Origin of the sequence: Gallibacter sp. Marseille-QA0791 (assembly GCF_965119705.1) — a bacterium.
GTDB classification, from domain to species: domain Bacteria; phylum Bacillota; class Clostridia; order Peptostreptococcales; family Anaerovoracaceae; genus Lentihominibacter; species Lentihominibacter excrementipullorum.
Genome location: NZ_CBCPMH010000001.1, coordinates 2,128,801 through 2,142,336, shown reverse-complemented (window position 1 = coordinate 2,142,336; position 13,536 = coordinate 2,128,801). Strand labels below are relative to the sequence as shown.

Annotated in this window: 10 protein-coding genes; 4 read left to right on the top strand and 6 right to left on the bottom strand. The window is 41.8% G+C overall.

Annotation, left to right across the window (positions count from 1 at the left end):
* Positions 1-341 precede the first annotated feature (341 nt).
* The 3 genes from ACQY69_RS09865 to ACQY69_RS09855 all read left to right on the top strand — a co-directional run bounded on the left by ACQY69_RS09865 (position 342) and on the right by ACQY69_RS09855 (position 3,344).
* Complete coding sequence (locus ACQY69_RS09865) at positions 342-536, top strand: hypothetical protein (protein WP_428260352.1); 195 nt, start codon at positions 342-344, stop codon at positions 534-536.
* Between the two features lie 325 nt (positions 537-861).
* Entirely contained in the window at positions 862-1,803 is a 942-nt protein-coding gene (locus ACQY69_RS09860; protein WP_428257570.1) for a DDE-type integrase/transposase/recombinase, read from the top strand.
* Between the two features lie 98 nt (positions 1,804-1,901).
* Positions 1,902-3,344, top strand: coding sequence for a response regulator transcription factor (locus tag ACQY69_RS09855; RefSeq protein ID WP_428260351.1), 1,443 nt, complete (start codon positions 1,902-1,904; stop codon positions 3,342-3,344).
* Between the two features lie 172 nt (positions 3,345-3,516).
* Here ACQY69_RS09855 and ltrA read toward each other — a convergent pair whose 3' ends face one another.
* From ltrA to ACQY69_RS09840, 3 genes are all read right to left on the bottom strand, one after another.
* Entirely contained in the window at positions 3,517-4,800 is a 1,284-nt protein-coding gene (gene ltrA / locus ACQY69_RS09850) for a group II intron reverse transcriptase/maturase (RefSeq protein WP_428259086.1), read from the bottom strand.
* Positions 4,801-5,368: 568 nt separating this feature from the next.
* Positions 5,369-7,045 (bottom strand): LPXTG cell wall anchor domain-containing protein, encoded by a 1,677-nt coding sequence (locus tag ACQY69_RS09845; RefSeq protein ID WP_428260350.1) that lies wholly within the window; start codon positions 7,043-7,045, stop codon positions 5,369-5,371.
* A gap of 611 nt (positions 7,046-7,656) precedes the next feature.
* A complete protein-coding gene (locus ACQY69_RS09840; protein WP_428260349.1) occupies positions 7,657-7,812 on the bottom strand; it encodes a hypothetical protein in 156 nt (51 codons plus the stop codon).
* 514 nt (positions 7,813-8,326) lie between these two features.
* On the opposite strand from ACQY69_RS09840, the gene ACQY69_RS09835 reads away from it, so the two are divergent.
* Complete coding sequence (locus ACQY69_RS09835; RefSeq protein ID WP_428260348.1) at positions 8,327-8,563, top strand: hypothetical protein; 237 nt, start codon at positions 8,327-8,329, stop codon at positions 8,561-8,563.
* Positions 8,564-9,204: 641 nt separating this feature from the next.
* Here ACQY69_RS09835 and ACQY69_RS09830 read toward each other — a convergent pair.
* The 3 genes from ACQY69_RS09830 to ACQY69_RS09820 all read right to left on the bottom strand — a co-directional run bounded on the left by ACQY69_RS09830 (position 9,205) and on the right by ACQY69_RS09820 (position 13,534).
* Positions 9,205-9,552 (bottom strand): TnpV protein, encoded by a 348-nt coding sequence (locus ACQY69_RS09830; RefSeq protein ID WP_428260347.1) that lies wholly within the window; start codon positions 9,550-9,552, stop codon positions 9,205-9,207.
* A 500-nt stretch (positions 9,553-10,052) separates the two neighbouring features.
* Positions 10,053-11,231 carry an ISL3 family transposase gene (locus tag ACQY69_RS09825; RefSeq protein ID WP_428260346.1) on the bottom strand — a complete coding sequence of 393 codons (1,179 nt, stop codon included), beginning with the start codon at positions 11,229-11,231 and terminating at the stop codon, positions 10,053-10,055.
* Positions 11,232-11,362: 131 nt separating this feature from the next.
* Complete coding sequence (locus ACQY69_RS09820; RefSeq protein WP_428260345.1) at positions 11,363-13,534, bottom strand: DUF1963 domain-containing protein; 2,172 nt, start codon at positions 13,532-13,534, stop codon at positions 11,363-11,365.
* Positions 13,535-13,536 lie beyond the last annotated feature (2 nt).

Genomic DNA, 13,536 nt, shown 5'->3' with positions numbered 1-13,536 from the left:
ACACAGAATGTCCAAAAAGCTTCAGCTGACCTTTTCGGAACGCAGGATCAGAAAGGGGATATATCGTATGTATGCAAGGTTCAGGCCGTACCATCTCATTGGCGCCATCGGTGGGTTCCTCACTGCCCTCACCGCCATTATTAGCTTGGCAGTTTCCACATCGTACTACATAAGCGCAGAATGGGTCATTTTTCTTTGACGCGTTCAGCGCTACCCGTGACAGCCTCATCAAAGTAGGCAGCCTGATCGCGGGGATAGGTCTTGGCTTTAATATCTTGATCTCAATTCTCCAGATGGCGGGTGTGTATGTTTTTGTTCTGGCTCTTCTTGGGGCTCTCGTTATGATGGTAGGGGTTGTGATCGCCTGTATCAAATTCATCATGCTCTTCCAGAGAGACGCTTTTGTCGTGGTGTTCTGCGTGTTTATTTTCCTGGGGCTTCTGCTGTCTTTATTCTGGACGTGGGCAAGCCTGATAAGCGGCGCTGGGCTGGGTGGCCTGCTGATTTATTTTTACGTCCACAATATCACCTACTAGACAGCTTCTCTCATTCAGGATATTTCCTTGTTTACCGCGGCTACACCGTGTGGCTGCGGTAAAACGGCATGTGCGGGCGCAAAAAAACGGTAGTTCCCGGATGCGGAACGCAGCTCCAAAAATATACGGTTTTATCCAGGAGAATCCCTGGTTTAGGTCAAACAGGAAGGATTGTATATTCCGCAAAAACGTCAGCGAAAAAAGTCTCTAACCGACCGAATGTAATGTGCTAAGACATATGTTACAGAAATAAATAAAAAAAGAGAGATACTTTGATACAATAGTTTTCAACCAAAAAAACAAGTATCAGTAAGGAGTATCTCTCATGAAAAGTATAACCGAAGAAATGAGATTTCGCCAGCGTTTATGTGAATATGCTTTAAAACATGGCGTAACAAAGGCTGCAAGGAGATATCATACCTACAGGCAGTTTGTATATAGACAACTGGAAAAGTACGATGGAAGCGTTCAGAGCCTTGCGCTGAGGTCCAGGAGGCCTCAGCGCAGCCCGAACGCGCATACGGAAGAAGAACTGAAGCTGATAAAGAACATGCTTAGAAGAAACGGACGATATGGTCTTGCAGAAGTATATGTAAGATGTCAAAGCAGAGGATATAGCCGAAGTTTTGAAAGCATGTGCAGACAGATAAGAAACAGGGGATACAGAAAAGTAGAGAGAAAGAAGAAAAGCTATACGAAATATGAGAACATGCAGGGGACATACCCGGGAGAGAAGGTGCAGGTAGATATCAAATATGTACCTCAGGAATGTATAAGGTTCCCGTGTTACGGAGATAAGTATTATCAGATAACGGCGATAGATGAATACAGCCGGAAGCGAGTGCTGAAGATAGTAAAAGAGAAGAGCACATACGAGACAAAGGAATTCATAAAGAGCCTGAGAAAGAGAATGGGATTCAAGATAGAGACTATCCAGGTAGACAACGGGCCGGAATTCGTAAATGACGATGATAAGACGGAAAAGGACAGTGCGTTTGAAAAAGCGGTAAAAAAGCTGAATATGGAGCTTAAGAGGACGAGACCGTATTCGCCATGGCAGAATGGGAAGGTAGAGAGAAGTCACAGAGAAGACGGGAAGATCCTGTATGGCAGAGAAGTATTCACAAGTGAGAAAGAGCTTAAGAAGAAAGTAGCGAGACACGAGAAGAAATATAACAGCACAGCGAAGACGGTATTGAACTTCAAAAGCCCTGATCAGGTAGTAGCGGAGTATTTCTCAAAGTGTAACAAATGTCTTGACAACTAAGAGCGAAAAAAGTCTCTAACCGACCGAAATCGTTGAAAATCCATGCCGTTTATAGTATAATAATCTATAGCTGTACCATTGCGGAGAAAGGGAGTGGAATGGGACGTATGGTAATAATAAAGAAAAGCTTCACAAATCCAAAATCCATTTATGCGATTCTGCTGCTTGGTATTTTTACTTTTCTATTTCTTGGCGCCGAGTACCTATATGTGAATATGATCTCGCTTACGGCAGGGGAAGAAAAAACGGTGATTGCGCAAAACTACGCGTTAGGAATAAGCGCTGTCGGTTTTTTGCTCTATCCGCTGTTTCATCGCTTTTTGAAAAGGCGGGTACAAATCGTTGGACTTTTTATCCTTGCACTAGCAGCGGCAGTATGCAATTTTTTGGTTCAAAAACATGTTTCTTTTTCGTCCACTCTGCTCTCCGGAATGACATTGTTCCTGTTTCTGGGGATATTGGGAAGCGCGGCCCACTACCTGTTTTTCAAACTGGCGAGGGATTGCACCCATCTGGCGCGTATGGTTGGTGTCTCCTATGCCCTTGGGATCTTCCTGCAGTTTCTAAATAACAATCTTGTGGATCTGGAAACTGCGGAAGCCTTGATACTTTCACTCTTTGCCCTTGTAGCGTTAGCGCTGTTGCTGAAGGCAGAAAGGCTTTGCCGCCAGGAAAACGCAGAAGCGGAAGAACTCCAGTCCCCCGCCATAGAGGATGATGGGAAGGGAACCCGAAAGAAGATCGCCGCCGGCGGACTCCTTGCACTGCTTGTCATCCTGATGGCATGTATCTTCAGTACGCTGGACAACGCGGTCACCATGCATCATACAGCAGGCACTGACATCGGGCAATGGCCGCGGCTTTTGCTGGCGGTAAGCGGCCTTTCTGCCGGCTTTCTTTTTGATATCCGAAAGCGGAAATTTATGGCCATGATGATGTACTGCGTCATGCTGATGTCCGTCATCTGTGTGGTAGTACTCAAGCTGGGCGGCCCGTTTTTGATCGGCCTGATCGTATTTTATCTTTCGGCTGGATTTTTTGTGGTATTCTTCACCACCAGCTTTCTGGATTTTGCCCGCCATATGCCCACGCCAGCGCTGTGGGCCGGTATGGGGCGCGCCATGAATAACGTGAGCGCCGCTTTGCTTACCAACGCCTCTGTAGCGCTGCTTGTTTCTGACAGCAATGGCATGGCATCCATCATTCTGGCACTGGTCCTGTTTGTGGCCGTCAGCGTAGTCATCTATCTTTATACAGCCTGGATGCCGGTTTCATCCGGCACCCCCAAGGATATCCCGACAGACCTGGACCCTCAGGAAGCGTTCCGTCTCTTGTCGGAGCTGTTTATTCTTACGCCCAAGGAAACCGAAGTATTTGACAAGCTGGTCAATTCAGAGGAAAGTATTCAGGAGATTGCAGATGGACTGTATCTATCCCGGCGAACCTGTCAGCGGCATATCGCGGCGATCTATGAGAAAGCAGGTGTAAAATCACGCATGGGATTGTACCAGCTCTACATAGAAAAACAGCGCAGGCCATGACAGCCAGAAAGGGGTTCGGATGAAGAGGATTAAAATTACCGTTTTGCTGATTTTATTGTGCGTACTGGCGGGGTGTTCCCCAAATCGAGTAGGAGGAAATTCCTCTGATTGGGGAATTTCCGACCTCTCACACCACCGCTCATGCGGTTCCGCAAGCGGCGGTTCAACCAACTTAACATATGACACGCCTTTCGGCGTAGTAATTACTCATGGAGACTAGCCCAAATGTGGTTAGTCTTTCATTGCTTATCGCTTTATGTACCCAGCCGTTATGCGCAAGCCTCGCATAACGGTCTCCACTGTAGGCAATTTTGTATGCCGCCCAGCGGGGTACGTCCAGCTTCATCAGGTTCTTTGCCCTATTCTGCGGTGTTTTCCAATGCTTCCAAATACACATCCGCAGACGGTAGCGTATGTTTCTGTCCAAACGCTCACATAATCCCTTCATGCTCCCGATTTTGAAGTAGTTTATCCATCCTCGGATAAGCTGGTTCAGTTTCTGCACTTTGTAACTGTTGCTCACTCCCCAGCTCCTGCATGTCAGCTTCTTCATCTGTGCTTTGAATTTCGCTACTGCTTTCGGGTGCGGTCTGGCTTTATATCCTTTGGCTAATGTGTCATAGTAAAATCCAAATCCGAGATACTTGATTCCTTTGGGCTTGTCCACCTTGCTCTTTTCAGCATTTACTTTCAATCCCAGCTTTTCCTCAATAAATCGGGTAGCACTTTTCATTACCCTCTCCGCCGCCTGCTTACTTCCTACCATGATAATCAGATCGTCCGCATAGCGCACGAAATCCAACCCTCTTGCCTCAAGCTCTTTATCCAACTCGTTCAGCATGACATTTGCCAACAGCGGCGATATATTCCCTCCCTGTGGTGTGCCGACAACTGTATCTTCATACTCGTCATCGATCATCACTCCACTGGCCAGAAATTTCCTTACCACTGAGATAACGTCTCCGTCCTTTATTGTCCGTCCGAAAATCGTCATCAACTTGTCATGGTTTACCGTGTCGAAGAACTTTGCAAGGTCGATATCCACTATCCAGCTATGCCCATCGTTCATCATCTCTAATGCTTTCAGCACTGCCTGTTGCGCACACCGATTCGGTCTGAATCCATAACTATGCTCGTGAAACTGCTCCTCGAAGATTGGCGTGAGTACTTGTGTTACTGCCTGTTGTACAAACCGGTCAACTACCGTTGGTATTCCAAGGTTTCTTGTCCCTCCATCTGGTTTTGGTATCTCCACCCGTCTAACTGGCTGCGGTTTGTACTTCCTTGTCCGCAGCTGCTTCCTGATGTTTTCGCCGTTTTCCGCAAGATATGCGCCAAGCTCTTCAACGGTCATCCCGTCTACGCCTGCCGCTCCTTTGTTTCTGACGATTTGCAGATATGCCGCATTGAGGTTATCATTGCTCACTATCTGCTCCATGAGACTTCTTGTGTCCATGCGTTGTTTCCTTTCTGCCCCTTTTGCCTTTGCCGCCTTTGATGTCATCGACAGGCGTTTGCTCCGGCTACGAAGTGGAACGTACTTCAACTGATTGATTGTTCGGTCCTTCGCTCCATCCCCATTACAGGAACTTCTTCACTACTACGACCTCTGCTGACTTCTCACAGTTCGTTGTTACTACGGCTAATGAGACCGCCTGTGAGACCTCCCCGCTTAAGGTGCGGACTCTTTCCCTCCATATACCTGCCACATTTACTGGTACTTCCAGCAACTTTTGGACTTCGATGTTTCTTGCCGTCTTATCCGTATTTCCCAGCCTTATATGTGGTTTCTGTCCGTCAGGTCAGAGGTTTGCCTACAGCTTCCTTCAGATTTCACCTCACGGTGAACACCCTTGCTGTTCAGCTATGTGCTTCGTCGTTGCCTACGCGCACTCGGGACTTTCACCCGTTAGAGCCCGCCCATGGCGGGCGAACAAGAAACGAGCGCAGCCAATGATCGCTGCGCTCCTCTTATAACTCTATAATCGATATATCTGATTATATTCATACAATACTAAAATCCCTTATTGCTCTTTCCTCCTGCTTATCCCGATGCCTGCCGCTCCCGCCGCCGCGAGAGCCATGACTGCGATTATAGGAAGCATGTTACTGTCATCGCCGGTCTGTGCAGACTCATTTTCTGTTTGCGCCGGATCAGTCATCGTCTTCTCGACGCCTTCAACGGTTATACGCTTGTTCTCCACAATGCCTGTAATGCTGTAAACTCCATTGCCATCGCTTTGGATTACAGCCCCGTTTACCTTGACGGCAAAATCCTCTCCGGCATAATAACCTTCGTCAAAATCAACCGTGAAGGAGAAGTCCCCGTTATACGGTATGCTGGTATCTCCTGTATAGTTTATACTATAACCTTTTTCCTGCGGCAGTGTAACCGTGTAATGATTTAATACGGGAGTAAATATGGCGGAATACAGAGCAGCCGAGCTGACTGTCGTTCCATCGGCAATTGCAGGACTCCAGCCGGTAAATTCGTAGCTGTACTGTGCATCTCCCTCTTTAGATGGTGTCTGACCATTGTAGATAAGTGATGCTCCATATTCGTAAAAACTGTTTTCATTAGCAGTACCATCGCCATCGGTATCCCATCCAATCTCATATTTTACTTTGTTTGTCTCAGGCTGGTCTCCGCTGTATGTACCTCCTATATTTACCTGAATCGTTCCTTTGTTTACAATTCTCCCCTGATTTATCAATGATGTTCCTTCGCCTACTGTTAAAACACTGTTTCCTTCCACATTCATAATTTCATCTGAACCTACAGTATAATCAGACGAAAGGGTATAATTTCCGAATACAGAAGATTCATCCGCATTATCCTGTCTTACGGTCAGATGAATCAGCGAATCTGTAAAATCAACGCCATCATAAGCTCCGATACTATAATGCTTACCGTCTGCAATCACAAAACTGTTTTTTATAATTACATCATTTGCTTCAATCGCAGTACTGTCGCTCCTTGCGTTTCCTGCGAGAGCCGTTACCGTACTGTTTTCAATCGTAACGCTTATGCCTTCCAGACCGTTCCCTGCCATAAGTCCCCGGCTGTATGGCACGGTGTCATTATCGGGTGACTCTACATAGATGGTACTGTTTCTGATATAAATGCTTCCTGCTTCACTGCGGATTACTTCATTTCTTGTATTATTAGCTTTACCGGTACTTGCAGTAACATTTACGTTATCAAGTGTGATGTCTTTGGCAATAAAAATTGCATATGCAGAACTATTAGCATCCGAACTGCCTATATCAAGAGAACCGCCTCCTGTTATCGTAAGTCCATATTTGAAATCATACGAATTAAAAATTCCTGCTGAGTAGCCATTATTCGAAGATGCATTAATCTTGTTATTTCCTTCCAGATTAATCACCAGATCTCCACCTTTAAACCAAATACCCGCTCCGTAGACTGTTGTGCTTACGCCGGAAATCGTTGCATTGTTCAGGTATAATGTTCCGTTTGCGTCATAATATACATTGTAATTTGACTCGTCAGATGCCGTGAGCACACCAGAATCATCTGTTGTCCAGTAACCACTCTGTGACGTATCCACTACCACATTGCCTATTGTAAGCGATGTCGGATTATTCTCAGCCGCAGATACCGTTGCCGGCAGAAAGCTGACAATAAGCATCAGCGACAGCAATGCCGTCAATGCTCGATTAAATGGTTTGCATTTCATAAATTTCCTCCTTCAGTCTTCTTTTGAACAATGCAAAATGGCGTATTTCATTCGTATGAAAAACGGATGGAATACGCCTTCTGTTTTGTGCAAATTTCAGCCCAATAGAAAAAAAGAACAACGTTACACCTTGTTTGCTTGCTTGCTAACATTGTCCTTCCTTTCGTCATCATCTGTCAATACCTCATTGCATATCTGTTAGTATTATCATACATTATATCACAAATATTCAGCTCTGACATCGCCCATTCAAACAGGTAAAATGGTTAGTTTAAAAGCGATATTTTTGCTGTAAATTATGTATGATACGTCAAAACACCTGATTTTATAATCACTTTGAGAATTTTCACGTATGTTCGCAGAAACGAACACCTTGCTTGCTTAAAATTTGTATTGCCCTTTCTTTTCTACACAATTGCCAAAACCTCTTTCCGAACAGAATTAATAATATTTTATCACATTATGAAAATTGTTTTTTCTCAGGCTTTAAGGTATCAAACTGCAAATCTTCTGAAACTTTTTTGTGATAATCACTTCCGAATTTTCAGCTATATATAAAATGATGCTTCTTATTTGAGAATCAGCTAAATCCGTTCGTATCACACTGTATTTCAAGCTCTTTCCTCCTGAAGCATATTTCTCAAATCATCGAATGTCTCACCAGCAGGTGTGACTCTGCCGGTTTTCACATAGTTTTCCGCCTCCGCAAGTATCTCCAAAAGTTCTACACTCGCTTTTATGCGTTGATATTCCTCATATGCTAACAAAACCGTATCTCCTCACCCGTTCACTGTGATGATGACTACTTCGTTATCTTCCCTGCACTGCTTTGACATTTCATTGTAATAATTCCTCAGATCTGCCGAAGGTCTGATCGTCTCATGTAGTGTCATTGTATATACGCCCCCTCTCTTTAATATAGTCAAATTTATGTCTATTTACTCAAGCCTATAATTTAACTGAATTGATGGAGCATCGTTCTTATCGTTTACAACTATAATTGACCCTCTGCGCTCTGTATGATTTATGTGCAGTACGCCTCATATATTTACTTCTCTGCTGTTTCCTCCTTCATATCTATAAATTCTTCCCACAAAGTGCTCTGTTTTTGAATAATAATTATAAAATATTTTTAAGTTTTATTCTATGTTACGATATCCGCTATCCATTGAATTTTCAACGATTATCGTAGGCGATATAACACGCTGTATGAAGTGGTGAAACGGTATGTAAACGCCCAATATCCGTAGGCAGGCAAAGGAACTATCAAATGGCTGTGGTATGATAGACGTCAACATCATGACCTTCACCCAGCTGTATGAGAAACATGTGAGGACAACATGCGAAGCAGGCGCAGATGCCATTATAACCGGAGCCGGTCTTCCCACCTCGCTTCCCCAGTACGTACAGGGGTTTCCCGTAAAGATCGCACCCATCGTTTCCACGAAAAAATCAGCTCAGGTCATTCTGAAGTACTGGGACAGGAAATATTCCAGAACCGCAGACTTTATATCATAGAAGGTCCTAGCACAGGAGGCCACCTGGGCTTTTCCTTTGAAACTCTCGCGCACCTTTCATCCTATGATTTCAGTGCAGAAGTCCGGGAGATCCTAAGTATCAGAGACAAATACGAAGAAAAATATGAGAAAAAATACCGATATTCCTCGTCGGCAGCCTTATACACTGCGTGTGCGTATTCAATTATGTAATATGACATGCATATTCTGGGAAGCGACTCAATTACAAAAAGCACAGAGATAATTCTCTATGCCTTATCCTTTTAAGATCACGCTGCTACCTGTACGCTGTAAGAAGATTTACAATTCACTACGCCTGCTTACTGCTATAATATATCATCCGTACATAGTTCCTGCCCGCTCGACCACTCCACAGTAAACTTGTAAGCCTCAATAGCTTTAACATTTTTAGCAACAGGTCTGAGCATAAATCACCTTTTTCTATTCTCAGTCAACCAACAATCAACTAATTTTTCATTGAAATTTCAATATCTGCAGGCATTAAGCCCGGTTTTAGGAACAACCCAGCCAACTAAATTACTATATCCTGCGTTGCCTGAAACCTTTGCTTATATAATAATTATATTGCCTGCAGATACTTTATACAAGCTATTTGCAGCATTGTACCTGTTGATTATAAATTTATTTATAGATTATCTCTCTGTACCCGGTCTCATCAGCTCTGCTACTGATACTGTTCATAACCTGTACCCACGCCATCATATCCTTTGCCTTGAGCTCTTCAGTAATATTTTCGGCACGCTTCATATCGCCTATTAGCTTTGCTTTCATGTCAGCCGCCTGCTTACCGGTTTCCGCAAGGTGTCCGTTCAGGCTGCCCGCTGTGAGCATGTTGTAATAGATCACTTTTTTATGGTGCTTCAGATACTCGCCATGTCTAATACCCCATATGTTTACTTCTCTGATTCTTTCTTCTGAAGCTCTCAGATCAGGATAGAGCTGATCACCGCATTTCTTATAACTTATCATTGCTGTTTCCTCCTCATATCTATAAATTCTTCCCACAAAGCGCTCTGTTTTTGAATAATAATCATAAAATATCTTTAAGTTTTATTTCGTGTTATGATATCCGCTATCCGTTGAGTTTTCAACGATCATCGGTGATGATATAACATACGATATGAAGTGGTAAGACGGTATGCAAACGCCCAAGATCCGCAGGGTGTCCAGGGTTCGATCCCCTGATGGTGTACCAACACAAACCCTTGAAATTTCAACATTTCGAGGGTTTTTAATTTTGGTTCTATAAAAAATATTGGGGTGGGGAGCATCTCAATTAAGTCAGAGCCTCTGGAATTTTAAAAATCTACCATTTAAAAGCTCCTGCAAAACCTCCACATCAGATACTCTATATGCAGAATAAAGATATTCTTTTCGACTCGAAATATGGACGCTGAAAAACGATATAATGCACCTGTAGCTCAATTGGAATATATTCGATTTTAGCTGCATCCAATATCAAGACATTATCAATTTAACATAATATGCATGATGCGTCTACGAAATCTTGAAAACCTCGGCATACCAAAAGATACTCTTTTCAGCACCTTTATCCTGTTATTGCAGCCTTCAATATATCCATTAGTATATGGGTATTCAAATGAATTGAGTATTTCCCTGCTCCAGTTCTGATAGGTGAGGGACACTTTCATAAATTCCATAAGCCCGCTGCTTTGCGCATCCATGATCCATTCGCTTAGCCTTTTGGCAGCTTCGGAGCGTTCTGTGCTTGCCTTTACATATTCGAACTGCTGTTTAAGCTCATATGCTTTTCTTAAAGGCTCTGATACACGGAGCAGATTATCAAGCTGTACCCTATCAGTAACAGTAAGCCTGTCTGTATCTTTCAGTAAAAGATATTTACTCCTTTTGAAATACCTGCGCCATGTCACAGACAGGCGCTTTTGCTCTTCTACACGTATACGCTCTATTGCATAAGTTATCTGACGGACATAGTGGTATTTATCTACTATGATTTTTGCATGAGGGAAGAGTTCATGCATTAACCTTCTATATCCACCTGTCATATCCATCACGATGAGCTTTACATCCTTTCTATTGCCGAATCTAAGAAGGTGATGTCGTATCGTTTCATGTTTTCTGTCAGGAAGAATATCTATTATTCTGTGATTCTTCGGATCAGCCAGTATACACTGAAATTTCTCGCCTTCGGCATTTCCTCTGAACTCATCTATGGCAAGGACATGAGGGAGCTTTACGGTTTTGAAACTGATATCGTTTATGATCTTTGCAGCTGTTGGAGGAGATATATTGCTCTGCTTTGCAATACTCTTGGTACTGCGGCATTCCTTCAGCTGTTCGAAAATCTGCATGCTTACTCTGTTGGTAAAATGTCTGTATCGAGGGAGAAAATCGATATGTTCATCGAATCGTTTGCCACATTCAGGGCATACATGTCGGCGTTTTCTAAGATGAAGAATGGTATTATATCCTGATATGGAAACATCTTTTACCAGTTGAGTACGGTAATCATGGATTTTGCTTGTGATGGTTCCGCAGCAAGGGCAGAAGTGCATTCGCTGTTCCATTCTGAGCCATATATGCATTTCACAACCCCGACATTCAATATTTGTTACAATTACCTCTTTCAATTGGAGCAGTTTTTCGATACAATCCTGATAGAGCATTAGATACCTCCTTAGTGTTTTGTGTGGTAACTTTATTCTACAGGATTCAGGTGTCTAATGCTTCTCTTTTCGTTAAAAAAGATGACTCGCTATCTGCGAGCCACCCCAATTTATTTTTTAGAACCATAATTTTAATAAAAATCTCCGTATGCTTTCCAACTATTCTCTGCTTCACTGTAAAAGAAATAAATATTACCAGCATCACCATAATAGAAATTTGCCTTATCATCGGAAACAATCTGAAAAACAAATTCATAACCCTCTACCCCTATGCCGGATTGTATGAAAGATGGATATCCTCCTATTTTATGAAAACATTCACCACTATTTGCAATGTCTTCAAAATATTCAAGTTCTCCACGTTTTTCCATCTCAAGAATTCTTGTTCTTATTTCTTCAGGGATATCTCTACTGTCCCACATCGGAAAATCTTCATCAATAGGTTTAGCTGTTATAGGAAAAGCTTTAATGCAGTCTGCCTGCCATTCACAAGCTTCTAAACCTTCCAAAGAATTGTATGTTCTTACTACATAATCTTCATCTTCCAGCTCGCATTCATCTATTGTTGCTTCTGAAACAAACACCTCTATTAATTCAATGTCCTTTATAGGCTTCGGAACATATGGTAATTCTTTAGTAAAAAGCATCATCAAAGGTACCATCGTATTCCCATTACAGTCTACAGGCAGATCTTCGTCTGTATCTTTCCATCCGATACGACCAATCCAACTTTCCAGAAGCTCTTTCGTTGGTCGCTTTCCTCCAGTTTCAAATATAATTGCCGGTTTTGCTAGTGCTTTTTTTATGTTTTCAATTTCTTGTCTTGTATTTCCCATAATATTTTTCCTTTTATACAGCTTGTTTACAATGTAAGGTTCACAATATGTATCACTTTTCATAAGAATAGAATTTGTATTATAATTAAACACTTCATAGTGCGGAATTATGTTCACTTCCACTTCGATAATGTCTAAAAAACCGCTCAGCGCTTCAACCCACTTTTTATATTCAATATTTCCAAGCAGCTCTTTCTCTACTGTAATTTCACAGTATGTTGACACCCCCACATAATGACTTAATGACATATGCATTTTATAATCAAATGCTGCTTGTTTATAATCTTTTGGCAAGAGATAAAATCCTATACATTCAATTTCGTCTTCATTTTTTATAGCAGAACTAAGCTTTTTTAAGCCTCGTTTTTTTGTTCTTATTCCACTTGAATTTAATGAAGAAACGTCATATGCAACATGTGTAAATTCCATGCCGCAAGTCTTTTCAAACGATGCACAAAATTCACACCACTTTTCCCAGATGTCTATTTCTTTAAACGGCTTACACACAGCAAACAAACTAACCATCTTTCTCCCAAGGGCATCCTGTTCAATACAAAATGTTTTATATGCTTGCTCGACATATTTTGATAAACCTTTATAATACTCTTCATCAAAAGGAACAAATAAATACGCTTCGTTCTGAAATTCTATACTATTATATTTTTCCTGGCCCCAATACTTTTCAGCATACCTATCAACACAATATGCATATCCTTTTGTATAGAATGCATAGAACTCATCTAGAAATTTTCTTCCTTTTTCATTAAAATGTAGGCGTCTGATTTTACCGTCAAAATAATCTTTATCACTTATTATTTCTCTTAAATCTACGCTCTGACTCATCATTATTTCATTCAAGTTTGATATTGCTTCAAACAGTTTTTCATTTAATAAACCATGCTCAAATCCCCATCTAAAAAATATTGCAATATGATTGAATGCCGCTAGTCTATCAACATTGAGGTTTAATCTTTCTATTTTGCTAAGATGATCGTTTCCATCATCAATCGTTTTTCCCCAATAGTATTCAGCATAAGTTTTCTTTGCATTTATTAAGTTTAAATGCTCCGGATGGGTTTCATACCAATTCTTTAGCCATATTTCATGTCCAAGTTGATTAGTTCCCTCTCCATTTTCAGCAATATATATAATATGTTTTAGAGCCTCTATATTCTGCTCTTCCTCATAATTCATAATTTCCAATATGCTATGTGCTACGGAAGTCCTGACGCTTTCACGAGGATGAAACAGCAACTTATAAAAATCATCCTTGATTTCAGGATACTTTTCCTCAATTTGAGCTGCAATTTTTCTTTTTCTATCTGATAATTTATTATACTTTGACACATCCCCTTTGTTTATAAATCCCTCTTCTTCAATTTTATCCCTTAGTTCTATTGCTTCAAGGTATTTTGATATTAAGTTTTCATTCGCATTATTTTGATGTTTTGGCTTTAATATTTTCATAT